This is a genomic window from Fischerella thermalis PCC 7521 (assembly GCF_000317225.1).
GTDB lineage: Bacteria > Cyanobacteriota > Cyanobacteriia > Cyanobacteriales > Nostocaceae > Fischerella > Fischerella thermalis.
In genome coordinates this window covers 39067-63706 of record NZ_AJLL01000028.1, presented here as the reverse complement: position 1 = coordinate 63706, position 24640 = coordinate 39067, and the positions used below count along the sequence as shown (strand labels likewise).

Annotated in this window: 18 protein-coding genes; 1 reads left to right on the top strand and 17 read right to left on the bottom strand. The window is 42.0% G+C overall.

Translation table 11 applies throughout. From position 1 onward, the window contains the following. Positions 1 to 18: 18 nt before the first annotated feature. From UYK_RS0106460 to UYK_RS0106385, 16 genes are all read right to left on the bottom strand, one after another. A complete protein-coding gene (locus UYK_RS0106460) occupies positions 19 to 1362 on the bottom strand; it encodes a glycosyltransferase (RefSeq protein ID WP_016871119.1) in 1344 nt (447 codons plus the stop codon). Position 1363: 1 nt separating this feature from the next. Next, positions 1364 to 2359, bottom strand: a complete 996-nt coding sequence (locus tag UYK_RS0106455) for a glycosyltransferase (protein WP_009458708.1) — start codon at positions 2357 to 2359, stop codon at positions 1364 to 1366. Between the two features lie 176 nt (positions 2360 to 2535). Further along, positions 2536 to 3762 (bottom strand): glycosyltransferase family 4 protein, encoded by a 1227-nt coding sequence (locus tag UYK_RS0106450; RefSeq protein ID WP_016871118.1) that lies wholly within the window; start codon positions 3760 to 3762, stop codon positions 2536 to 2538. A gap of 26 nt (positions 3763 to 3788) precedes the next feature. Further along, a complete protein-coding gene (locus UYK_RS0106445; protein WP_009458701.1) occupies positions 3789 to 5447 on the bottom strand; it encodes a glycosyltransferase in 1659 nt (552 codons plus the stop codon). Positions 5448 to 5532: 85 nt separating this feature from the next. Next, on the bottom strand, positions 5533 to 6519 hold the full coding sequence (locus UYK_RS0106440) for a hypothetical protein (protein WP_009458699.1): 987 nt from the start codon (positions 6517 to 6519) through the stop codon (positions 5533 to 5535). Between the two features lie 21 nt (positions 6520 to 6540). Beyond that, positions 6541 to 9567 (bottom strand): N,N-dimethylformamidase beta subunit family domain-containing protein, encoded by a 3027-nt coding sequence (locus UYK_RS0106435; RefSeq protein WP_016871117.1) that lies wholly within the window; start codon positions 9565 to 9567, stop codon positions 6541 to 6543. 150 nt (positions 9568 to 9717) lie between these two features. After that, positions 9718 to 10920 carry a DegT/DnrJ/EryC1/StrS family aminotransferase gene (locus UYK_RS0106430; protein WP_016871116.1) on the bottom strand — a complete coding sequence of 401 codons (1203 nt, stop codon included), beginning with the start codon at positions 10918 to 10920 and terminating at the stop codon, positions 9718 to 9720. Continuing rightward, positions 10913 to 11887, bottom strand: a complete 975-nt coding sequence (locus UYK_RS0106425; RefSeq protein ID WP_009458691.1) for an NAD-dependent epimerase/dehydratase family protein — start codon at positions 11885 to 11887, stop codon at positions 10913 to 10915. The genes UYK_RS0106430 and UYK_RS0106425 overlap by 8 nt, the downstream gene beginning before the upstream one ends. Next, positions 11877 to 12584 (bottom strand): acyltransferase, encoded by a 708-nt coding sequence (locus UYK_RS0106420; protein WP_009458689.1) that lies wholly within the window; start codon positions 12582 to 12584, stop codon positions 11877 to 11879. Before UYK_RS0106420 ends, UYK_RS0106425 begins: the two co-directional genes overlap by 11 nt. Then, positions 12585 to 13679, bottom strand: coding sequence for a DegT/DnrJ/EryC1/StrS family aminotransferase (locus UYK_RS0106415; protein ID WP_016871115.1), 1095 nt, complete (start codon positions 13677 to 13679; stop codon positions 12585 to 12587). Continuing rightward, positions 13676 to 14713 (bottom strand): Gfo/Idh/MocA family protein, encoded by a 1038-nt coding sequence (locus tag UYK_RS0106410; protein ID WP_009458685.1) that lies wholly within the window; start codon positions 14711 to 14713, stop codon positions 13676 to 13678. Before UYK_RS0106410 ends, UYK_RS0106415 begins: the two co-directional genes overlap by 4 nt. Positions 14714 to 14877: 164 nt before the next feature. Further along, positions 14878 to 15390 (bottom strand): acyltransferase, encoded by a 513-nt coding sequence (locus UYK_RS0106405; RefSeq protein WP_009458683.1) that lies wholly within the window; start codon positions 15388 to 15390, stop codon positions 14878 to 14880. A gap of 21 nt (positions 15391 to 15411) precedes the next feature. Continuing rightward, complete coding sequence (locus tag UYK_RS0106400; protein ID WP_009458673.1) at positions 15412 to 16695, bottom strand: ABC transporter ATP-binding protein; 1284 nt, start codon at positions 16693 to 16695, stop codon at positions 15412 to 15414. Between the two features lie 16 nt (positions 16696 to 16711). Then, positions 16712 to 17554: an ABC transporter permease gene (locus tag UYK_RS0106395; RefSeq protein WP_016871114.1), complete on the bottom strand. Its 843-nt coding sequence runs from the start codon at positions 17552 to 17554 to the stop codon at positions 16712 to 16714. A gap of 92 nt (positions 17555 to 17646) precedes the next feature. Next, a complete protein-coding gene (locus UYK_RS0106390; RefSeq protein WP_009458671.1) occupies positions 17647 to 18075 on the bottom strand; it encodes a hypothetical protein in 429 nt (142 codons plus the stop codon). Between the two features lie 110 nt (positions 18076 to 18185). Next, the gene (locus UYK_RS0106385) at positions 18186 to 19505 is read right to left on the bottom strand and encodes a glycosyltransferase family 4 protein (protein ID WP_009458670.1); all 1320 of its coding nucleotides are present in this window, start codon (positions 19503 to 19505) and stop codon (positions 18186 to 18188) included. Between the two features lie 1920 nt (positions 19506 to 21425). Here UYK_RS0106385 and UYK_RS0106380 point away from each other — a divergent pair. Next, positions 21426 to 23591: a GumC family protein gene (locus UYK_RS0106380; protein WP_009458669.1), complete on the top strand. Its 2166-nt coding sequence runs from the start codon at positions 21426 to 21428 to the stop codon at positions 23589 to 23591. Here UYK_RS0106380 and UYK_RS0106375 read toward each other — a convergent pair. Then, on the bottom strand, positions 23588 to 24619 hold the full coding sequence (locus UYK_RS0106375; RefSeq protein WP_009458668.1) for an aldo/keto reductase: 1032 nt from the start codon (positions 24617 to 24619) through the stop codon (positions 23588 to 23590). The genes UYK_RS0106380 and UYK_RS0106375 overlap by 4 nt on opposite strands. Positions 24620 to 24640: the final 21 nt, after the last annotated feature.

The following is a 24640-nucleotide window of genomic DNA, read 5'->3' as shown; positions in this document are numbered from 1 at the left end:
AAATATTCTTGTTAGTAATTAAATGGGTTTGGAAAGTAAGTCGCCGCTTGCATAGAGCTGATAAATCGATAACATCTGAGTTGCCACTGCCTCCATTGTTTGGGGAGACTTAATACCAGCACCAAGCCGCATCAGTAGTTGCCTATCTTGGCATAATCTTTGTAGTTGTTGACTCCAGGCAACTACAGACGCAGGTTCTACTAAAATGCCGTTGACTTCGTGCTGAACTAGTTCAGCAATGCCACCTAAATTAGAACCAATCACGGGAACCCCAGCAGCAAAGGCTTCTAGCACTACCATTGGCCCAGTCTCTAACCACTGAGAAGGAACAGCTAACAAGTCATAATCTGTCAGGGTAGATATCACATTTTCAGGTGCAACTGGGGGTTTGAAACTGATGCGTGGGTCATTTGCTGTTATAGTTTGCAGTTGTTGTTGATAAGCACTACTGCTTGCACCTTGGGAAACACCATAGATATCTAAATTAATTGGCAAGTTAGGGAATACTTGTAAGGCTTTGATCAGAATATGAATTCCTTTAGTGGGATCGAGCCTACCCAAAAAAGCAATTTTTAAAGCTGATTTAGCATATCTTGGCTGAGAGTTAATCGTTTCTGGTAAGTTGTGACAAAGACCTTGGCGAATAACAGTAATTTTGTCCTGAGGAACGTGGTTGAGTAACAAAACATCTCTGACCCAGTTGCAGACTGCGACAATGTGATTAACTTCCGCTAATAGGGTGCGTAAAGTACTATGGCGCAGACTAACTAATTCTGTCATTCTTAAGGCTGTCCAAGTACGCCCTTGTAAATTCAAATCGCCTAGCCACTTTCCTACCTGGGTTGGCAAACTAGCGATCGCTTTCGCAATGTTTTTATCTAGTCCCAAACCTTGCAGTGTACACTGAGTGCAAGCATGTAAATCTATCTGACCATCACAGACTTGTGTTCCCCAGCGCATTAAAGTTCCTCTTTGACAAGTAACGGTTGGGGTATGGTATGTAAACACAACAGGAATTTTTCGTTGTTTTGCAGCTTGTACTATTCGCAGAGAAACACCTGATGTCAAAGCATGGAGATGTACTATATCTGGTTGTTCAGCATCCAGAAGACGGCTGAACTCTATGGCTGCATGTATATCCCCTTCTCCATAATTTTCTCGTAGATTTTTGAGTTGCTTCGACATTCCATATCGCCGTACTGGTAGCTGATGATGTAGGTAGGACTGATTAGCTTCTCCCGGCGCTGCAACTATAACTTCAACACTTTGTTGCTGCAAGTAGCGTGACAAAGCCTCAACGTACACTTCTGTTCCGCCAACGGGATCGGGATAGAAGCAGAAAGGGACTTGAATTATTTTCACGTTAGGTAGAAGTGATAGGAAATTTGGGAGTCAAGCTGTGAATCATCTTTTTGATCCGACGATAGTTGAGAGCGATCGCCTCAGCTTGCTCATATCCGAACCATTGAGATATTTGTCTCAAAGTTCTCGGACTAGAAGGAAGATAGTTAGGATTCAGATCATGAATTTTGGCAAGCACTTCTTTAAACTTTAAGCGATCGTGTTCAAAGTAAAATCTGGCTACCTGTCCGTAAGTCTTCTCTAACGCACTCCGGCGTTCTGGAGTTATACTGCCATTAACTTTCCAGAAATCCTCTACTTGGCAAGCATTATTGAAACAATCTAAAACGAATTTAGCAGGGTTGCGGCGAGACAAACTATCTTTTTTATGGACGCGGTAATCTGCTTGTACGCCAGGCACATAAATAAAATTTCCCCCCACCAAAGCTGCATCTAAGAGAAAGCGAGCATCTTGAATGATAGGTAAAGATTCATTCCAACAGCCAATTTTCTCTACAACACGACGATGGTAAAGTAAGGCAGCAGGTGGTGCCCAGAAATCTGTAAATAATGCTATCTGGGGGTCAGCATGAATATCTTCAATTCGCCTAGCTACCACTTCCCCTGGATGATATTTGCCATCTTCCCCTTCTTCTAGTCGTTGCCAGTCTGAGTATGCAACATCTGCATCGTTATTAATAAGAGCATTTACCCGTTTTTCTAATGCATCTACCCGCAATAAATCATCTGCATCTAAATATTGAATAAATCTACCTTGAGCAAGCTCTGTACCTCGATTACGTGCAGCGCTTGCTCCTTGATTAGAGGTAAATTCAGCTTTCACTCTTGAGCCAAAAGAGCGAATTAAAGTCGCTGTATTGTCTGTTGAACCATCATCAATAACAATAATTTCAAGATCCTTTAATGTTTGCTCAAATACACTCTCTAAGGTTTCTGTTAAAAAAGATGCTGCATTATAGCATGGAATAATTACTGAAACTAAGGGTCTGATAATCATTTAAAAAATATTTCTATTGTTTTTTGTAACTATTAGACATCGACCGAATTTAATTATGCGTTACCCAAAATCCTTGTAGAGACGCTTCAAACAGCGTGTCTCTACATTCTTTTTCACCAGATGTCTATGAAAGTCGATACTATTTATTGCAATGCTGAAAGCATAATTAAGCATATTTAGTTTCTTGATAACTGATGGTAAATTTCAATGTATCGTTTTGCCTGAAGTTCTAACCTGTATTCAGTCAGAGCTATTTGTCGACAGTTTTGCCCCATCTGCTGGCGCTGTTGGTTATCTTCTAAAAGCTGCACAATGCCATAACACAAATCTTGAGCATCCTCTGGTGAGGCTAAATAGCCAGTGATACCTGGACGTACTAAATCTGGGACACCACCAATTTTGAAAGAAACCATCGCAGTCCCACAAGCCATGCTCTCTTGCAGTACTAACGGTAGATTATCAGCACGAGTCGGAAAAATAAACAGATCAGCAGCAGAATAGGCAATGGACTTGAGACGATCGCTGCTTACGTACCCAAGATTCAGGTTAGGTATCCCCACTACTTCCGCAAGAGATTCACTACCATAACCGATAGTCAGAAGCATAGTCTCCGCTTTCAGTGAATCTGGTAAGGCTTGCAGAGCTTTGACTAGTAAGTCACCACCCTTGCGGGTATATTTTATATCTAAAGCTGCAAACATTAAAACTTTTTTATCTGCTGGAATGCCAAGGATGGAACGGCATTTTTCAGTGTCAAGAGGCTGATAAGCTTCCGTATCAATACCATAAGGAATGTGATGAATTGACTTGTCTTGCAGCATACTCTGCTTCACTTGGTCAGCCAGCCAAGTACTGGGAGTCACTATGGTGAGGTGAGAGCGGCTGTAAACCCAGTTTTTTAGTTTCCACTCTAGGTAAGTATTATCTCTAGCAATGGCTGGATAGGTATCTGGATAAGGACATTTGCCACAACCAAACTTCCAGCGATCGCAATCATAACTATAAGAGCAATGCCCAGTAAAGCTCCACATATCATGGAGCGTAAAAACAGCAGGCTTATTTTCCGTTAAATAGGGAATTGCTAAGTAGTTAAAATAACCAGTATGCAAGTTGTGAAAGTTAAGAATATCTGCTTGTTTATAGAAGTTATGCTTGGGAATATCAAAACTGCCGAGCCAGTTAATATCATTAAGTCCAAAATGGCAAGCGAAGCGATAACACAAATTTTCAACACGGTGCTTACTGCGAGGAGCAGTTGCTACGCAGTCACTGCTGGTTGTGAGCGTTCCCACCAATATGCGCGAGTCTACACCTTGAGCTAGCAAACCTTGATGTAGTCGGTAACCTGCGATTCCTGCTCCATTACCGAGACCATCAGATTGATTGATATGTAAAATATTCATCTTGGAAAAATATTTTTATCTGTTCCCTATTGCCTATTGCCCATTTTCAATACAGAACGTAAAGGTAAGTAGTAGCGCAAGCGAAACCACTCAGGTAGTAAAAGACTTATTTGGTTTTGCCAACCATGCTTTTTAGCCAACCGCATCCAATGGTACAATCTCTGTTCAAAAGGCATAATTGGTAATCGAGGCTGGATCATATCGTCAAGTTCACAATTCCAACTATGGTCACGAATCCAGAAGACATCTGGCTCGGTTATAAACATTTGATCCATAGCAGATGAAGTAACTTTTACCCGAGGTAGACTAGCAGCACGGGTGTACACCTCTTCCAAGTTATGCTGCCAATTACTTCCCATGTGTACCTCAACAATACGCCTCCTCGTTGCTTCTCCTAAGGAGAGTCGTAATTCTTCATCTGCGACTAAGCGCGATAGAACAGTTGTGTACTCCTCGAGATCGTGTACGCGAATCAAATTGCCAGTCAAACCAGGCATATCAGCACCAAGTATCTCACAGGCATCGGAGGAGTATGGGTAGCGACTCACCAACGGTACACCATAGCTTCCTGCTTCCAGTAGTGATGTAATCGAAACAAAAGGATAGGAATCAACATAAATATCAGCTGCCTGGTAGTATACAGCAGTATCTTCAGTGTGTCCAAGGGCTATGATTCTTCCTTGAGTTTGCTGTATGGCAGTTGACCAATCTTCACTACCACCTGGGCCAATAACAACTAGGATAGCGCGGTCATGTTTTTTTAATAGTGGAACGTGTGCATCAGCAAAACTTATGCCGTCAGTCTTTCTGTATTTAGGCGCCCTAGCAATAGAGAGTAGTAGAGTGCTGTTTTCATCAATGCCGAGCTGTTGCTTTGCCTGTGTGCGAGAAAGCTGTCTGTGAGAAGGTTCTAAAATGGTAGGCAGAAGCATGTTACGCTCTGCTTCAATACCCCGGCGCTTTTGTGAAAGGCGCATACCAGACTCACGGAGATTTGCAACAACATCACTAACGGCTGCTCCCAACCAAAAGCAGTGATCGCCGTGATTTACATAAATAATCGGTGGAGATAGTTCTTTATTGGCAAAGGCAATTATTGGAATGACATCGTGTTCCCATATATGTAGCACCACGATGTCCGCTGTCGCGGCAATTTTCCGTAATCGTTTGGCTCGAGAGACAAAACCACCAATGGTTTCGTTCAGCAAGAATATTTTGCCGTGACTATTGCTTACCAACTCTGTTAAGATTTGAGGCACTTCATTCGGTGCTTGCTTTGTCAAGGCCAAGGAATGCGATCGCTGTGTATCTTGTTGTATCCAGCGTCGAATAAATCTAGGAATACCACCGAAAGGCGAAGAAATATTGGTAGAAACATGCAGGATATTTTTTGGTCTTTTGGATAAAGAAGGTTCTGGAGTGGGAGCGAGGGTTGTTTGTGTGATCTGGCGTCCTATTGTTAGGAGGATATTTTCCAGTTCCGGGCTGTTAAAAAGACCACAATGTTTAAACTGTGCATGAAAAGCTGCAATTTCTGCATATACAGCCGCCGCGTTATAATTACCACGATCTGCGAAGTCTCTTGCTTCAGCAACCAGGTTGCGAAAAACCTCGAAATTTTGTGGAATGAGTAGGCTGTTTTCCTCTCGCCAAAGGCTGAGTGTATTGTTAGCTAATTTCTCCATACAGTTTTTTTATTTCTTCAGTATCAAAAGGCGATCGCTCTTTTGGGAGGGCGATCGCCTTCAATAAATCTCAAAATTGTGGAATTTAGGCTTTTGGAGAGAAAGCAAACTTCTCGACTGCCAACTCACTTACTAGCCCCATCTTGCCAGTTTTCACGTCTACCGTAAACAGGGCATTGTTTTTGACACGATTGTCAGCAGCAAGCGCATACAATTGACCGGAGGAAGAGAAGGCTAAGTCTTTCACATCGTTAACAAGGGGACGTCCCTCAAAGTTCAGTGGAGTCAGTCTCTGAATTTTAACCTTGCCAGTAGCTATTGCTTTATCCTGCAAGTTCATTGAGACTAAAACAGGGACACCTTCTGAACCAATCTCGGTTGCGAAAATATTTCCCTTCGGATCTTGGCATAGGTTAGCGAATCGATGGGTAGGCGGCAGTTGGGGTAGGGCCAGATCATCGCCAGAAAGAATTTTACCTGTGGTGAGATCAAGTGTTCTAAAAGCAAAAGGCGTAATACCCTCAGTTCCTATCAGGGATAGAACTTGATTCTTGGGAAGGCTGAGTAAACTGTCGACTGTCTGATTGAATTTCTCGAAGTCTAGAACTGTTTGGGCTGTGAATTTAGCGCTAGTAATGCTTTCAACAGTAGAAGTGATGCCGCCAATAGAAATGAGATAGTTGAAATAACCATTTCTCGTGCTAGAAACCGTAGAAATTACAATAGTTCCATCTGCGAGTACTATCAATTTCGTAATCCGGTCATAATCAGGAAGAAAGAACGCCCGAGGCGTTTTCGGTCTCGATGATAGATTGTCAACAGACAGCACTGGCACACTAGCTTTAGAGAGAACCTTTGCCGTCGCCAGATCAGCAACGCTCACTTCCACTGATGGAGTTTGGTTTTCCCGATTTTGCTCTTTGGATGCACTCAGGAGGTTGACTCCATAAATAACCTCCTGACTCGGCTCACTCTTTTGAGCAAGCACCTTACTAGAGAGATCGGCCACAATAGTGGAAGTCAAGCTGGCAGCTGCCAGTTGGGTAAATTGTCGACGTTTCAAAGGTGACATTGATGATTTTTGTGGGATAGTTTAAGGAACAATCAAGTTGGCATTTGGCGTTAGGGGTCTGGCTCCCATATCTGCTAAGATGTTGACAGTTATTTGCTTGACGCGATCGTCTTCCCGAGCTGGGTTGACACCATCACTGTCTAGACCCCATGCCCACTGAATTGTGCCAGAGGCAAAAACTTTAGCGCCACTACTGGCCGTGTAGCGGGTGGAGTGGGATTTGGTGAAATCCTGGTTGGCAGGGAGGGATTGTTCTCCAGGTGGTTCGTCGAAGGTTGGCAATGTGCCAGAGGGCTGGACTGGTGACTCAGCCAAAACGACAAGATTGGCAGGACTAGACCCATTATTAACGATAAAATCCCATTCGTAGCCTACTAACAGAGCCAACTGATCCCCATTCTGAAGTCCCGTGTTTGCATAGTAAGGATCGCTGCTGTTGGTGACGACAAAATTATAACCACTGTAGTAGGCATCGAGGTCGCTACCGTACATGACTCCTAATAAAGCGTTTTCTGGCCGTTGGTTCTGGACGCTACGGAATTTATTAGTGGCAGCTGATGGCCCCTGCTGCTGAGCAACTGGATCTAATGCCCAATCTTGTTTGTAGCACGCCATCACTCGGTTGGACTGCACTTGTCCAGCAGCAGGAGTGGAATTTTCAAACCTGACTCGCCAATAGCAAGTATTAGCAGAGAAAAATCCTATATTAATTCCGGCATTGCGCGCAGCTTCGACATAATCGCGCATTTCTTTAGACCAATACTCATCATGGCCCACAGACAGGAATACTTTGTGATTGAGCAATCTTTGTCCGTCGGTGTGAACCTGCATGTTGTCAGTGTAGGTAACATCGTAACCTTGAGATTCCAGCCAGCGCACCATATTGTATTCCCATCGCAGGAGTGTGTCAGGCTCAAATGACTGTTCATAGGTTGCTTGGTAGACAGGTCGGTCGTAGGAAACCTTGAAAGCCCGCTGACCACCAATGCTGTTAAAGCCGTACAAGCTATAACCCCCCGTTGCACTATAGGCCAGAATAGTGGAAACGCTGCTCTGAAATAGAACATCGGCGGTACTGCTATCATCACGAACGACAAACCACACATGTGCCACTTTGCCGGTTGCTTGGTCGGTGAGCTTGGCGACATAAAGACCGCTAGTCCAGTTATTGCCTACCTGCACGACGTAAGAAGTTGTCCAGTTACACTCGACTAGGCGAGTATTGGGGTCTAGGGTACAAGCGGGTTGCGTCGTACCATTGAGCGAACCACTGCTGGCCATTAATCTTCCTCCTGTGCCACCATAGTAGCCCAAGCGGTATACGTCGATGGTAAACTGTCCAGGTTGTGCAAGAGAAACCTTAATGTCCAGTGATTCCCCCTTATTGACACTGGTTGCTGAGGCATAGCCTGCAATCTCACCATTGGCCCGGTTGACAAGTTTCCAATTAGTTGTGCCAGAATTTAAGTTTTCCAAATAGATGGGATTGGTGTTTGCTGGAGTTGCTGTAGCCGAGAAGGTGATACTACCAATGCCGGCTGCCGTGGCGGTTACTATCACCCCTCCAGGTCCACTCGGCACTGGTCCCAGCGTCAAGTTCGTACTCGCTTCACCGCTAGCATTAGTCTGTACACTGGTAGGCGACACTGAACCTCCACCATTAGTAATGGCAAAGTTGACCGTCACTCCCGATTGAGGATTATTTTGAGCGTTTACAACTCGCACGACTAAGGGGTTGGGCAGAGTCGATCCCGTATTGCCAATCTGATTGTCTCCACTGACTTTAATCAAGGTACTGCCAACAACAAAACCGATATCCCGATAATAGTTACTATTGCGATAAGAGCTAGTTGGGAAATAATTTGGAGTAATATTGTATACCCCATTGTTCCCGTCAGCTACTGAGCTGAGGTCGCCATTGACTATGGAGTTGCCCAGTTCATCATTGGTGGCGACATAATAGGCGTTGACGTTAACAGAGACTACATAAGTCGTATTTGCTTGAATGTTAACTGGTGTTTCTAGTAACTGTTGCTGCCAACCAGAAGCTGTCTCGTTAGTAAAAGTGACGCTTTCCAGGAGCGTTCCCGTTGCTGTCCAAATCTTGCCAATATGAGTTCCTGTCTCACTAGAGGCTTTCCAAAAGCGAATGGCAGTAATCTGTCCCCCTTTGGTACTGCGGAATTTCATACCTAACTCATAGGGAACGCCATCAGTTATATTGGAAATGCTAGGTACTTGAGTCGTCAAAACTGTTTGTGTACCTCCTGGAGGATTCGCAGTCGCTGAGAAGGTAACACTACCTATGCCGTTTGCGGTGGCACTTACAGTATTAGTTACAGAACTGATCGCACCAGGGCTAGCTCCCAGGGTTAAGGTGGTGCTAGCCTGACCGCTAGCATTAGTTACTGCACTAGCAGGTGAGACTGACCCCCCGCCACTGGTAACGGCAAAGTTCACCGTCACCCCGGATTGAGGATTACCAGCACTGTCTTTGACCTGAACAACTAAGGGGTTAGGCAAGGTAGCTCCGGTTGCACCAGTTTGATTGTCGCCGCTTACCTTTGTGATTGTCGGCAGGGCAACAGGCACAAAGTTAATGTCACGAAAATAATTAGTATTCCGGTAGGAATTATTTGGGAAAGCTCCTGGAGTACCATTAAATACCCCATTATTGCCGTCTGCTACTGAGCTAAGATCGCCATTAGTTATGGAACTGCCCAATTGATCATAAGTGGCGACATAATACTCATTGATGTTGACAGAGACAACATAGGTTGTATTTGCTTGAATGTTAACTGGTGTGCTGAGAGCCTGCTCTTGCCAACCAGAAGCAGTCTCATTAGTAAAGGTGACACTTGCAAGGAGTGTTCCCGTTGCCGACCAGATCCTGCCAGTGTGAGTTCCCGTCTCGCTAGGGGCTTTCCAGAAGCGAACAGCAGTTATCTGCCCCTCTGTAGCGCTACGGAACTTCATGCCTAATTCGTAGGAAGTATTATCAGTGAAATCTGAAATGTTTGGGACTTGATTGGTAAAGAGGGTAGCCATAGGTATGTTGTAAGTAACTTAATTAATACTGGTTATAAAAGAAACTTTTGTTATTAGTAATTCTGTACACTCGTCTTTAAATTTAAGCTATTTGAAGGATACCAGAACAAATTTACTATAAACAATTTACACACAAGCATTTGTTTTGTTTTAAACTTGACAAGCCGTCTTCAAAACTTTCACCACATAGTCCTGTTGCTGTTGAGTCATCTGATGAAATAGGGGTAACAGGACAGTATGATCTTGTGCTTGCTCACTCTCACAAAGGCGATCGCAAGTTCCTTTTCTACAGTGACAAGTTTCTTTTTCACTGCCACACGACCAAGTTTCCTGTTCATATGCCACTTCGCGGTGGGCGCACATAATTCCCCGGCGTGTAGATATCCCTGCATCCAGCATTGTCTGCATTACTTGCCGTTGATCAGATTTCTGAGGCAACCTGACGCAGTAACTCTGCCAGTTACTTTTTGCCCAAGCTGGTTCTGTCGGTAATTTCAATCCAGGCACATCTGCAAGCATTTCTTGATACCTTTGTGCCAAATAACGCCGACGCTCAACTATTTCTGGCAGGCGTTTGAGTTGTTCCCGTCCTACTGCTGCTTGGATATCGGTCATGCGGTAGTTGTAACCCAACATCGGGTAAGACTCAAATATTACCTGTTTTGCACCGTGACGCACGGTGTCAGGAACACTCATTCCATGCTGTCGCCAGAGACGAAATTGCTTATCCCACTCAGGGTTGTTGGTGGTAAGCATTCCACCGTCACCCGTGGTAATGACTTTGCGCGGATGGAAAGAAAAACAGGCAATATCCCCGTGTGGTTTACCGATTTTCTCCCATTGTCCGTCCCAGAGAATTTCACTACCAATGGCACAGGCAGCATCTTCAATGACTGGTAAATTGTGACTGCGGGCAATGTCTAAAATGGCTTTCAGGTCACAAGGCATCCCCATTTGGTGGACGATGAGAATAGCACGAGTGCGTTCGCTAATCACATCTTCAATTAACATTGGGTTGATGTTATATGTCTGCGGTTCAATATCCACAAACACGGGGATTGCCCCACAGTAACGAATGCTGTTGGCGGTGGCAATATAGGAGTGGCTGACGGTAATCACTTCATCTCCTGGCTGCACTCCCACAGCTAACAGTGCCAGGTGTAGGGCTGTTGTACAATTAGAAACAGCACAAGCATACTTAGCCCCTACGTAAGCTGCAAAATCTTGCTCAAAGGCGGAGACTTCCGGTCCTTGCGTCACCCAACCAGACATAATTGCGCGCCTAGCTGCCTCTGCCTCTGATTCACCCATCCAGGGTTTAGCGATTGGAATGGATTGTATCTTTTCAGACATTGCTTGTTTCCTTCATTTGCTTTTCAGAGCGCCACCAATTCACCAACCGACGCAATCCCTCTTCTAGAGACACTTGTGCTTCAAAGCCTAGTAATTGCTTAGCTTTGCTTACATCCGCAAGTCGGCGCTGTACGGGGTTAACTTTGCGTTCTGGGCCATATTCTGGCTGCAAATCGGATTCCATCACCTTAGCCAAGCTATAGGCGAGGTCATTCAAACTACTTTCTACACCACTAGCAACATTAAACACTTCGTCTGTAACATCGGCTTTAGCTGCCAAGATATTGGCTTTGGCGATATCTTCGATATACACGAAGTCCATAGTCTGCTTACCATCGCCAAAAATTAGTGGTGGTTGACCTGCGGCGATCCGATCCATCCACCGGATCAGCACTTCGGTGTAGACACCGTAAATATCCATGCGCGGTCCGTAGACATTGAAGTAGCGCAATGCTACATAGTCTAGACCGTACATATCATAGAAACTGCGTAGTAAACCTTCGTTAAAGACTTTGGCTGCACCATAGAGGGTGCGGTTATTGTAGGGGTGGTGAGATTCTGTAGTGGGGAAATCCTCTGCCATCCCGTAAATAGAAGCTGAAGACGCTGCAACCACCTTTTGAACTTTAGCGTTGACTGCGGCTTCCAGAACATTAAACGTACCATCAGCTAGTACTTCCAATGCCAAACGCGGTTCTTCTGCACATTGAGTAATCCTGATTGCTGCTTGGTGAAAGACATAATCTACACCTTGCATCACTTCCTCTAAAAGTTTTTGATCCCGAATATCGCCTTCGACAATAACTAGAGGTCCATGTTCTTTTGCCCAAGCCAGATTTTCCAGTCGTCCACGTGTGAAATTATCCAAAACAATAATTTCCGCAACTCCTTCTTTGACTAGCAAATCGGCAATATGGGAGCCAACTAAACCTGCGCCACCCGTAATTAATACTCGACTATTTTGCATTTTCTGTATTCTCCGATGGTTCGTATCCTTCTCGCCAGCGTAAAAACCGAGCCGGAACACCAGCTACAATGGCATAAGCTGGTACATCCCTAGTGACAACTGCGCCAGCACCCACAATACTGTGTTTACCGATTGTCACCCCAGGAAGAATGACCGCATTCATCCCAATATCGGCTCCTGTTTCAACTTTTACCAATTTAATTTCGAGGTCTGTTTTGATAATTGGTACATCAATGGGCAATCCAGTGTGGCTAGAACCCAACACTTTTGCACCTGGCCCCCAACCCACGTAATCTTCAATAATCAAGTCACGGGCATCAAAGTAACTTTGTGGTCCAATCCAAACCTGATTCCCAATTACACACTTACCATCGAATCTTCCCTGAATATAGCTGTGGGAACCAATAAACACCCTATTTCCAATTTCAAAGGTTTCTAGATGCTTGAAACCTACACTACTACCAATATGAACGCCGTGTCCGAATTTACTTGCTACTGCACGCCAAATAACTCGCCGCATTAACCCATCAAAATCTCCATCACCGATCGCAAAGCGGGCGTACAATTCGATTAATCCGTTATTACCATATTGATGGCGTAAATATTCTGCCAGCCCCACCTCATAATCCGGGTCTAGCTTCAATTCTTGTGAGCCATGTACAGCTTTGACTATCTTACTTTTAACTGGCTCAGACATTTAAACACTCTCACACACGGCAGCGCTAACAATTTTTATCTGCTCTGAAGAAAGTTCTGCACACATTGGCAACGAAAGTACTTCATTGGCTACCAATTCAGCACAAGGAAAATCACCAGCTTTATATCCTAAATCTGCATAGGCCTGCTGCAAGTGTACGGGAATGGGATAATGAATGCCTGTTTGGATTCCTTGCTGCTGTAGTTTTTGTTGTAGTGCATCTCGCTCCTGACTACGCACTACATAAACGTGATAAACGTGATAACTATAGGGCATTACTGCTGGTGTTTTTACATCAGAGTTTGCCAAGAGTTGATCATACAGTGCTGCATGGGCTCTGCGTGCCTCTGTCCAAGCATCTAAATAGCGCAATTTTACTCGCAAAATAGCGCCCTGGATACCATCCATACGATAGTTATAACCCTTGAGAACATGGTGATACCTTTGTTCTTGCCCCCAATCCCGTAACATTTTGATGGTACGGGCATATTCAGGGTTATTAGTGACGACTGCGCCACCTTCGCCGTATGCCCCTAAATTCTTACCTGGGTAAAAACTAAAACAGCCAATATCCCCAATACTGCCTACCCGTTGGTCTTTGTATTCAGCGCGGTGGGCTTGGGCAGCGTCTTCAATTACAGTCAAACCATGACGCTGAGCAATTTCCATGATCGGGTTCATGTCTGCGGGTTGACCGTACAAATGCACTGGCAAAATGGCTTTAGTTTTTGCGGTTATGGCTTGTTCAATTTTGGTGACATCAATGGTATAAGAAACTGGGTCAATATCTACAAATACGGGTGTCGCGCCAGTATAAACAATAGCTGCAACGGTAGCAACAAAAGTAAAGGGCGTAGTAATGACTTCGTCACCGGAACCAATACCAGCTGCCAAGAGGGCTAAGTGCAAGGCGCTAGTGCCTGTGTTTAAAGCTACACTGTAATCGGTATGGCAATATTGGGCGAACTCTTGCTCAAAAGCTGCTACCTCACTCCCCAAGATAAATTGGGTACTTTGCAAAACTTTGAGGACGGCAGCATCAATTTCTTCTTTAATGCTCAAATATTGAGCCTGAAGATCTACGAATGGAATCATACCGCTACCCCTGCTATGTTAAGTTCAACTAATTGTCCCTGCTTTTTCATAGACTCAGTAGCAGCTTCCAGAATTCTGACTACCCGCAGTCCGGCTTGCCCATCGGTAATGGGGCGATCGCCTGTTTGAATACACTTAATAAAGTGCAATCCTTCTGTCCGCAGTGCTTCTGTTACTTCTAAATGCGGCGCCCACATATCTCCTGCACGGTAACCAATCAGCATTTGGTAAAGGCTTTCAGTATTACCATTGACGGTAATCCCCTTGTCGTAAATCTTGACCTTCTCGCTAGGCTCTAAATCATCGTAAACAATCATGCGTTGGCTACCACCAATCAGTGTACGACGGACTTTCACCGGCGCTAACCAGTTAACATGGATGTGAGCAATTAAGTTACCTTCAAAAAATAGAGTTAAATAGGCGATATTTTCCGGTTCCCCAGGTACATGACTCATCCCTGTTGCCGAGACAGCGTAAGGTTGGGATGGCAGTATGTAGTCCATAATGGAAAGGTCGTGGACTGCCAAATCCCAAATCACATTGACATCGTGCTGGAAGAGTCCCAGGTTGACGCGCACGGAATCATAGTAATAAATATCACCAATTACATTGGTAACTACTAGATCGCGCATTTTGCGTACAGCACCCGTATAGACAAAGGTGTGATCCACCATCAATACTAAGTTACGTTTTTCTGCCTCTTGAATTAGCCGCATGGCTTGTTCTGAGGAGACTGTCATCGGCTTCTCTACGAGTAGGTGCTTGCCAGCCTGCAATGCAGCTAAAGCCAAGTCGAAATGGGTAGACACTGGTGTTGCGATCGCCACAGCATCTATTTTGGGGTCGTTAAATATATCTTGGCAATCTGTTGTGACTTGTATATTTGGATATCGAGCCTGCACCTTTGCCAACAGTTCTGGCTTAAAATCACTAACCGTTTTTACCTGCGCCCCTGGGGTTTCAACAAAATTTCTGACCAAATTTGGTCCCCAGTAGCCATAACCAATCACACCGATATTAATGTTTTTTCCCATAGTTTATAACTAATCAAAATTTATATTAGGTGAATAGAAAGCAGGATCAATAACAAACAAATAAGGCTATTTTTTGCTTAGAAAATATAGAGATACAATGTTTTTGTTTTCATATATTGTTTTAACTAAATTCTCTGCATCTTTATTTTGATATCGAAGTAGGATTAACTACAAATACTGGCTGTCATTTCTTGATTTTGGCAGCGATCGCGGACATCGCCAATAATCTGAGCAGGTACTCCTACCACAATTGCATAATCGGGGACATCACGAGTCACGACTGCCCCAGCCCCAACTATAGCTTTTTCCCCTACTGTCACTCCTGCTAAGATAGTGGCATTGCTACCAATCGAAGCACGGTATTTGACTCGCGTCTCTACAACATCCCAATCAGCATCAGTTTTCAAACTGCCATCTTCGTTAGTAGCACGGGGATAAATATCATTAGTAAACATCACACCATGGCCAATGAACACTTCATCTTCAAGAATGACTCCTTCACAGAGGAAACTGTGTGATGATACTTTACATCGACTGCCAACAATCACATTTTTTTGTATCTCTACAAAAGTACCAATTTTGGTTTCATCACCAATAGTACAACCATAAAGGTTGACAAGTTGGGGATGAAATATTTTCACATTATTACCTAACTGAACATCATTATTTATTGGCATTATCTCTCCCCATTTAATTGATTAATATTTTTCTCCAGTTTTCCAAACTGCATCTTCTAAATAAGTACATTCATTTGCCTCCCACGGATAATCTGGTCGTTCAAATTCATGCATACTAACTTCAAACTGGCAAATTTCCTGGAGATTTTCTAGCAAGGTTTCACTACGTCGTTCAGAGAACCATGTTGTTAAGGTATAGGAACCCATGTAAAGCCGCAATTTGGGTATCTCACATCGGAAAATATGAGTTCCCGGTTCATGGCGAAAAGGTGCATCAGAAAAAAACCAAAAAATAGCTATAGGCTGTTGCAGGGAACTAACTATTTGAAACGAAAAGGACAGACTTTCATGGGGTTTCTCTATATTTAAGGCAAACTCAAATGTAATAGGTTTTCCCCAACAGTGAATCCCTTCTCCTTCGGAAGTATGCACTTTTGCCCAAGCGACGTAGTTACCAGTTTTGTTTTCTGGTGCTTGGTAAGCAGCTCGCGCTTCAATATCTTCTTTTTGTCCACAAAGATATAACTGCACTGCTTTGCTAGTAGCACCATCAAACTCAACTGTACCTTTGGAAAGGAGTATGCAACGTTTAGTCAATTGGGCGATCGCTTGCATACTATGGCTAACAAACAAAACTGTCCGCCCTTCTTTGCTTGACACATCTCCCATTTTCCCCAAGCACTTCTTTTGAAATGCGGAATCGCCTACTGCTAGCACTTCATCTACAATTAGAATTTCTGGATCTAGGTGAGCAGCAACGGAAAAAGCGAGGCGCACATACATTCCCGAAGAATAACGCTTGACTGGTGTATCTAAAAACTTTTCTACTTCCGCAAAAGCAACTATTTCATCAAATTTCTTTTTGATCTCGACTCTACTCATCCCCAAAACAGAACCGTTGAGGAAGATGTTCTCTCGCCCTGTGAGTTCAGGGTGAAATCCTGTCCCTACTTCTAGTAGGCTTGCTACCCGCCCTTTAATAGAGATACGTCCTTTGGTTGGCTCGGTAATGCGGCTCAAAACTTTGAGGAGTGTTGATTTTCCGGCTCCATTGCGTCCAATCACACCAATAGCTTCACCTTGCTTAATCTCAAAAGCAACATCTTTCAAGGCCCAAAATTCTTCACGAGCAGGGTTAGACATTTTCTGATGATTGGGCTTAATTAAGCTCTTTGTCAGAGACTTGGCTCCATCAGTAATTACATCTCGTAGAGACTTGTAACTGTGATGGCTAGAATTGTTTAGTTGGTGAGCAATAATAAATTTTTTTCCGAGATTTTCTACGCGAATTACAGTATCAGACATCTGCTTTGCTCCTTCCCTAAATTACATCAGCAAATGTCCGTTCCATTTTGCGGAAGTACCAAACGCCAGTTACCAGTAATAAGGCAACTAATCCCACAGATAGGGTAAAGCCAGGCAAGTAAATTTGTGAGTCTCCACCTAAAATTGCCCAGCGAAAGCCATCTATTACACCCACCATCGGATTTAATGAGTAAAGTAATCGCCACTGTGGTGGTACTACGCTGCTAGTGAATCCTACAGGGGAAATGTACAAGCCAAATTGCACAATAAAAGGCACTATGTAGCGAAAATCACGATATTCAACATTTAATGCTGCCAACCATAGTCCAGCACCAACAGCTGCTGCAAAGGCAATCAATATAAATACTGGTAGGGTGAGAATCCGCCAATTTGGTACAAAGTTATACCACGCCATCAAACCCAACAGAATCATACCAGATACCATGAAATCGACAAAGCTAACTATCACGGCACTTATGGGTACAATCAGACGTGGAAAGTAGACTTTGGAAACCAAATTGGCATTGGTAATTAGGCTGTTACTGCACTCACTCAAGGCATTAGCAAAAAATTGCCAGGGCAACATAGCAGCGAACACAAGTATCGGATATGGCACTCCGCCGGAAGGGAATTTCGCTAAACCTCCAAATACTACGCTAAAAACAACCATTGTCAAAAATGGTCGAATCAATGCCCAAGCTATGCCGATCGCTGTTTGCTTGTAACGCACTAAAACATCTCGCCAAGCAAGAAAATACATTAATTCCCGGTAGCGCCAAATATCTTTCCAATACTGACGTTCAGTACGTCCTGCTTCAATTACTAGTTCGTGCTGAGAGGCAATCTCTTGACTACTCATAAATTATTTGTTGGTTGTTGATAGTTGGTTATTAATAGTTGATGTTGATGACAACAAGCAACAAACAACTCTTAACTACAACTAAGTTTGATTTATCCTACAAACTGAAAATCTTTGATGCTGTTGTGGTTAATTAGTCGTGATTGTCGGCGAGTAAACTCACCTACAGAAGGGTTTCCCTTGGGATCTATCACTCCTGTTGCATGTTGCCAAAGTTCTCGTGGCACATTCTTGATTTCGTATGTATTATTTTCGTCTTTACGTACGTGATACCACTTAGTTGACTGGCACTGATCACACCAAAAAGCTTCTACCCATTCTCCCTCTAGGGGGACTGCTGTCTGGTGTGCGACCAAAATTAATGCATTCCGTCGAGGTATACCTCTTTGTTGTAATTGTCCTACCCGGTCTGCATACAACTGATATTTTTGACTAACACTATTGAGATAACATCCATGAATCGGACAATATATGGCTCTGCGTTTCGAGCGTTTCCGATTACGGTCACACCTTCTGTGCAATTCGGCCTCCCATTATTAATTAGAAGGTTACGTTGGAGGGACTGAGATCATAGGACCATCGAAGCCCAGCTCCTAAATAAATAAGATAGGATTTTACTTGATTGGTGATGTTATTTATACAAGCCAATACTCTGCTGCAAGACTTGTAAATATTGTCGAGATATGATTTGAGGTGTAAAGTGCGATCGCATATACTGACGACCAGCCCTACCCATACGCTTTGCTAATTCTTGATCTTGGCTCAGCAGGCGAATAAACTCAGCCAAACCATGACTGTCCCCATTTTCAAAGGTGTCACCACAATTGGCTTCTGTAATCATTTGTCGCAAATATGAATACTGTGAACAAATGACTGCTATTGGTCGCCCAGATGCCAAAGCTGGATAAAGTTTGCTGGGAGCAACTAAACTTTCCATTCCAGCATCCACACTCACTAGAGATAAATCACCAGCGGTTAGAGAGAAAGGTAATACTTCCTTGTCTTGATAAGGTAAAAAGACAAAATTTTTTAGTCTTAAGCGATTTACATCTTTGATTAATTCTTCCTTTTTTGCTCCACTACCAATAAATACAAACTGAATTGGTTCCTCTTGTAGTAGCTTTGCTGCTTCCAAGATGGTGTCCATGTCATGACAACGACCCATGTTGCCAGAGTAAATTACTGTAAACTTATTTACTAAGTTGTGCTTCCATGCGAACCAGTTTTCTTTTTTGGCTATGGGTATAATCACATCGGGATCTCCCCAGCTGTGAATTACAGAAACCTTATCAGTTACCTGTGGGCAAATAGCAGTCACTCGCATTTTCATTGCAGGACTGAGAACTATAAGTGCTTTGGATTTTTGCCAAACTAACTTATTTAGTTTCTGCCAAAGCTTTGCTAGCCAATGGTCTTTTGAGATCACTTTCAAAGCGATCGCAATATCTGGATATAGATCATAGATTATGCAGACATAGGGAATTCTCAACCAAATATGAGCTAAATATCCTATAAATGGCAAAAATGGTGGTGCTGTGGTTAATAGCAATAAGTTGAAACGATTACCATTTCTCAGTAAATGAAGTACAGCGCGCAGAGTAAACAAAACTCCATTGACTGCTTTACCTCGAATGCGTCCCGGCCAAAGTTGAGCAGTGCGCGATCGCTGTACTTGTACTTTACCTAAATTTTCCACAGATGGGGCATGAGAAGATCGAAAAGCATATCCTGGCTGACTTGTAAAAACTTCAATATCTACCCCTAGATTTCCCAATTCCCTAGTAAGTTCTTCTAGCAACTGTCCTGTAGCTGCGTAATCTGGAGGAAAAAATTGCGTAACGACTGACAATTTAAAAAAATTTTCCGTTTTGATCAAATCTTCAGTCTTATCCTCCGAATAAGCAGAGTTATATAGAAACAGTTTTTGATTAATCCATTTACTGAGTGTCATCGGCTCTATCCTGTACTCAAACTTTAGTCTAGATGACCTTCTTAACTATTCAATTTGTAAAAATCTATATCCTTGCACCAGCAAGCTTCAGTTTTTAAATATCAAATTAACATGATTGATTCAAAACTATTTGTTTGCTATTGGAAAATCCTTTTCTACATTTAGTTAAAGATAATTTTTTGTCAATAGTATACATAATCAGTATTTGTTCGTAGATTCCTATTATAGGCTTTGTTAGCAGGTAAGGTAAGGTTGTTTGCATAAAAATTAGTATTTTTATCTAAGCTTTAACTCATCTTTAAAAAGTAAATTTTTGCATATTCTTTAATGTATAGGCAATCAAAATCGCGACGAACATAAATTGTGAAAAGTATGCCGTCAGAAAAAATATTCAAACTACAATTAAGAATTTGCTTTAATGAATCAATTTCCTAAACAAAAATTTAAATCATAAATTCAGAACCGCACTCTCCAGCTTTTAAACAATAGAAATCAATCTGTGGTTGAGAAATATTTTCCGAAGTCAGTGTGTTTTAAAAAAGAATAAACTAACAGCATAGATTTTATCCTATACAAAGTAATATGTTGCATGGGGTGGACTGAAAATTAAGTCGTTAATAGCGATGAAAATAGTTTTGATAGCTAAATGTGCTGTTTATTTCCAATAGAACATAGATTAAGTGCTACTTAGAAGGTTTTTCAAACAAACACAAAGATGATTTTGTTTTGCTAATTTTTATACTATAGCTCAAGACATGAGTTAGCTTAATGCCATCAAAGACAGTATATGCAGTATCAATAGCACAAGAAACAGACAAAAAAATTTGTCGGATAGGAACTGTTTTTATATGATGCTGTATACTAGCCCATTTGACTGATCTCTAAAACATTCTCTTAATGATGTTTAGCTTTCTTGTTTCAAGCAAATATATCCTTGACTCAATCTTCTCCTTAAAGTTTTAAAGAACAAATGTATTACTTCATATTTTACATTACAGAAAATCATTATTTTGGTGTTTGTTTGGCAAAACATTTATCTGCATGAGTATGTTATCACGTTTCAAATGAGTTCTTATGTTGAAAATTTTTAAGCTAATATGTCAATCTTATTATACTTATATTATTGTATTAAATAATACTCAAAAACAAGATAAATAATTCGTTTGCAAGCATCAACCTAAAAAAACCTTATTTTATGCGTTTTTGCCTATGTATAAGAAATTATTAACTTTTTTGTTATGTATATAAAATCACTTTAATTATTTAAATAACTAGAAACAATGTCATTAAAATTACTTGCTTCTAAGAGAAATTGTTAATCCCTTTTTAGTAATACCATCAAAAATATTTAAACAATACGCGTAATAGCTGGATCTCAAAATTAATACAATTTGTTCCTCTTTTATCACTCTTGTGGTGTAAAACATACTGAATAATGCTTTACCAGTTTGCATCTCATCTTGGTAGTTAATCTTCCGTACCTGTGGATTAGACAAAAAGAGCCATTCAAAATCTTGGTAAGTTTGAATGCAGATTTAAAAGTTTCCCAAACTCATAAAAGAGGATTGTATATATGACAATTAATATGAATAGTTTGATATTGACAGCGACACAAATATTAGTAAATTAAATACCTGTTTGTTCTGGCTACACCTGACTGAATACATTACCAAGTAGAGTATTAAGCTTAAGTAAGGCAGCACATCAATAAGATAAAGCGATGATATACTTGATTGACGATAGAAGAAATGATTGCAATTGTGTGTTACGTGGGCCATTGGCTGCTGAGTGACTAAATACCATAGAAAAACGACAACTCTAGCTACTCTATACTGTAATTTCAAGCTATATTTATACTTTGATTACTCTAAACTTATATAGCAAAGTTATACCTGGATATTTACCAAACTTTTATAAATCATGGATCATCAATCCTATCAATCTTCAAGTTCTGACCAAAATCAGAACTTCTTGCCGCAGCAATTTAGTAATAATTTTCCGCCTTTTCCTCTATCTGAAACTCAAGGGGATGATTGGAACTTACGAGATTTTTTAAGTGTTGTCAGGCGACGGGCATTAGTCATAGCTACAGTAGCAGCTGTTGTGATGGTAGCTACAGTATACTCATCCCTAAAGCAAAAACCTGTGTATGAAAGCAGTTTTCGGCTATTAGTCGAGCCTCTCAATAATGAAAACAAGCTGCCAGAACTTGCTTCTAGCCAAGGTTCTAGTCCATCCAACCCTAATTTAGATTATGAGAGCCAAATACAGGTTCTCAAAAGTCCGGAGCTGATGACAAGTATTGTGAGAAGATTACAAAGAGATTATCCAGACATTAATTATAATTATTTAGTAAATTCTCTGACTATTACTCGTCTCGGTGAAACAAAAATTATAGAAGTTCGCTATCAGAGTGAGGATGCGAGTAGGGTAAAAAATATACTAGACCAAATTGCTAAGGCTTATTTAAAATATAGCTTGGAACAGCGGCAAACTAGTTTGCGCCAGGGTCTAAAGTTTGTCCGAGAACAACTGCAAATAATGCAGAGGCGGGTTGATCAGCTACAAAAAGAACAGCAGACATTTCGGCAAAAATACGATTTTGTTGATCCAGAAACACAGGCACAGCAAATAACTGATCAGGCTAATAATTTATCTCAGCAAAGACAAGTCATTGACCAGCAATTGGCAGTAGCTCGCAATAATTTAGCCAGCTTGCAGAGAAAAGAAGGAGAACTAGCAGCATTAAAAGATGCTGATTTGTATCAAGAATTACTTAGTAAGTTGCGTGAATTAGACGTCCAAATAGCTGCTGAGACAACTCGTTTACAGGACGAAAACCCTACTGTCCAAAATTTAAAAGAAAAACGGGAAAGCCTGTTGCCATTGCTAACTCAAGAAGCACAGCGTTTTATGGATACAAAACTGGCTGAGGCGACAACACAAGTTCAAGCCTTAGAGGTGCAGAGTCAAGAACTTGCCAAGGTTGAGCAACAACTCGAACAAAAGCGCAAGCAATTGCCTGTTTTAACGAGACAATATACTGAATTACAACGGAACTTACAGGTTGCAACTGAAAGTTTGAATCGTTTTCTCAACACTCGCGAAACTTTAGAAATTCAGGTAGCACAAGCTGAATTACCTTGGGAATTAATTCAAGCGCCTACTCAGCCAGAAAATCCTGCGTCAGTAGATATCAAACGTAGTTTAATATCGGGATTGTTGGGTGGTTTGGTCTTAGGAATTGGTCTAGCTTTGCTACTAGAGAAACTGGATAGTACTTATCATAGTGCTTATGTTCTCAAGCAAAAGATTAAAGAGCCTTTACTAGGATCTATACCTTTTGAGAAGCATCTACAAATAAATCAACAGCATACTTCTATACCAAGAATTTTGGCAAAGCCAATACCAGATTCCTTACCAGGGGATATCTCTGAACCCAGGGCGATCGCTCATCAAGACAGTAGTAGCTACAGCACAGAGTTTTTGGAAGCTTTGCGGGTACTACATACAAATATTCAACTACTCAGTAGCGATCGCCCAATTAGATCTATAGTTATGACTTCGGCTGTGTCAGGAGATGGCAAATCCACAGTTGCGTTCCACCTAGCTGAGATCGCCTGTGCAATGGAGCAACGAGTTTTACTTGTAGATGCTAATTTACGCCAACCTGTGATTCACGAGCTAGCAAATTTAAGTAACTTCTGGGGTTTAAGTAATTTAATTACCACAAACTTGCCAGTGACAGAAGCAATTCGGCCAGCACCATTTATGAAGCAACTTTCTATACTGACTTCTGGACCAATACCGCCTGATCCAACAAAGCTGCTTTCATCAGAAAAGATGAAGCGATTGATGGAAGACTTCCAAAATAGCTATGACTTAGTGATTTATGATGCTCCACCTTTACTTGGATTAGCTGATGCTAGTTTATTGGCACCCCATACAGATGGCATTTTGTTAGTAGTGAGGATGGAAAAAACAGACTCTTCAGTACTGAAGCGAGCTTTAGATAGTTTGAAAACGTCCCGCATGAATGTTTTAGGTGTCGTTAGCAACGATCATAAGCAAAACTCAGCCTATTAAGCCGTCAGCTTCCTGCGGTATTCATCACCGCAGTCCCCAATTAGGTGATACAAATCTTGTGACTTGTTAGATATGACATCTATATTATGTATATCTTCAGCATCAAGGCAAAACGTAAACACCTTGGCGTTATCTGCTATGTGTTCCGATACCCCAAGCTTAGCGCCAACAATTACACCACCCACAGCAGGCTTGTCTAATATATAGCGTACTGCGACATTAGCAATACTGACTTGATGCTTGTCAGCAATTTGCTTGATGGTTGAAAGTAATTCTTGGAACAAATTCCAACCACCCCAGACATCGATCATGTTTTTGTATTTTCTCAGACTAGCAGTAGAAAGTTGAAAAACGCCAGGTTCTGGTTGTCCCAGATATTTTTCTGATAACAAGCCGCCGCAGACAGTACCGTAAGTAAAAAGTTTTATGTCATGCTCTTGACAAAAGCGCATCATATTAACTTCTGGACGGCGGTCAACTAAAGAAAATTGCACTTGGTTAGAAACGATTTTGATCCCTGCATCAATAATTATTTGCAGGTGTTCCGTATCAAAGTTAGTTAAAGCCAGATGTTTGATTTTGCCCTCAGTTTGTAATTCTGCCATGTACTTAAGGGCTTCAAGGTAATTTGGGTCTCGATATTCCCACCAGTGAAATTGCATCAAGTCTAACGAAGTAACATCCATTCTTCTGAGGGAAATATTAATGTTTTCCTCAACAATTTTTCTGGTCATTTTTCCAGGACGAGGAACCCATTTAGTAAAAGCTTGGATGTGAGATAAAGCCTCTTGACCGCGAGTTGTAATTAACTGACGTCGAAACTCGCCGATAAAATCTTCTGCTGGACCGTAGTGATCAGCTAGATCCCAAGTAGTAAAGCCTGCATCCATATACTTAAACATACTTTGGATAGCAGCAGTTGGGTTAATACGTCCATGTGCGCCAGATACTTGCCACATCCCGTTGAGGATGCGACAGATATTTAAGTCAGGAGTAAATTGCAGACGACTTGATGCGGGTAGAGTCATGCGATTTTGGATTGGTTCTAA

Bases quoted from the DNA above. Each gene is read 5' to 3' on its own strand.
- UYK_RS0106455 (WP_009458708.1), bottom strand. From the start codon at position 2,359: ATGATTATCAGACCCTTAGTTTCAGTAATTATTCCATGCTATAATGCA.
- UYK_RS0106450 (WP_016871118.1), bottom strand. From the start codon at position 3,762: ATGAATATTTTACATATCAATCAATCTGATGGTCTCGGTAATGGAGCA.
- UYK_RS0106445 (WP_009458701.1), bottom strand. From the start codon at position 5,447: ATGGAGAAATTAGCTAACAATACACTCAGCCTTTGGCGAGAGGAAAAC.
- UYK_RS0106440 (WP_009458699.1), bottom strand. From the start codon at position 6,519: ATGTCACCTTTGAAACGTCGACAATTTACCCAACTGGCAGCTGCCAGC.
- UYK_RS0106435 (WP_016871117.1), bottom strand. From the start codon at position 9,567: ATGGCTACCCTCTTTACCAATCAAGTCCCAAACATTTCAGATTTCACT.
- UYK_RS0106430 (WP_016871116.1), bottom strand. From the start codon at position 10,920: ATGTCTGAAAAGATACAATCCATTCCAATCGCTAAACCCTGGATGGGT.
- UYK_RS0106425 (WP_009458691.1), bottom strand. From the start codon at position 11,887: ATGCAAAATAGTCGAGTATTAATTACGGGTGGCGCAGGTTTAGTTGGC.
- UYK_RS0106420 (WP_009458689.1), bottom strand. From the start codon at position 12,584: ATGTCTGAGCCAGTTAAAAGTAAGATAGTCAAAGCTGTACATGGCTCA.
- UYK_RS0106415 (WP_016871115.1), bottom strand. From the start codon at position 13,679: ATGATTCCATTCGTAGATCTTCAGGCTCAATATTTGAGCATTAAAGAA.
- UYK_RS0106410 (WP_009458685.1), bottom strand. From the start codon at position 14,713: ATGGGAAAAAACATTAATATCGGTGTGATTGGTTATGGCTACTGGGGA.
- UYK_RS0106405 (WP_009458683.1), bottom strand. From the start codon at position 15,390: ATGCCAATAAATAATGATGTTCAGTTAGGTAATAATGTGAAAATATTT.
- UYK_RS0106400 (WP_009458673.1), bottom strand. From the start codon at position 16,695: ATGTCTGATACTGTAATTCGCGTAGAAAATCTCGGAAAAAAATTTATT.
- UYK_RS0106395 (WP_016871114.1), bottom strand. From the start codon at position 17,554: ATGAGTAGTCAAGAGATTGCCTCTCAGCACGAACTAGTAATTGAAGCA.
- UYK_RS0106385 (WP_009458670.1), bottom strand. From the start codon at position 19,505: ATGACACTCAGTAAATGGATTAATCAAAAACTGTTTCTATATAACTCT.
- UYK_RS0106380 (WP_009458669.1), top strand. From the start codon at position 21,426: ATGGATCATCAATCCTATCAATCTTCAAGTTCTGACCAAAATCAGAAC.
- UYK_RS0106375 (WP_009458668.1), bottom strand. From the start codon at position 24,619: ATGACTCTACCCGCATCAAGTCGTCTGCAATTTACTCCTGACTTAAAT.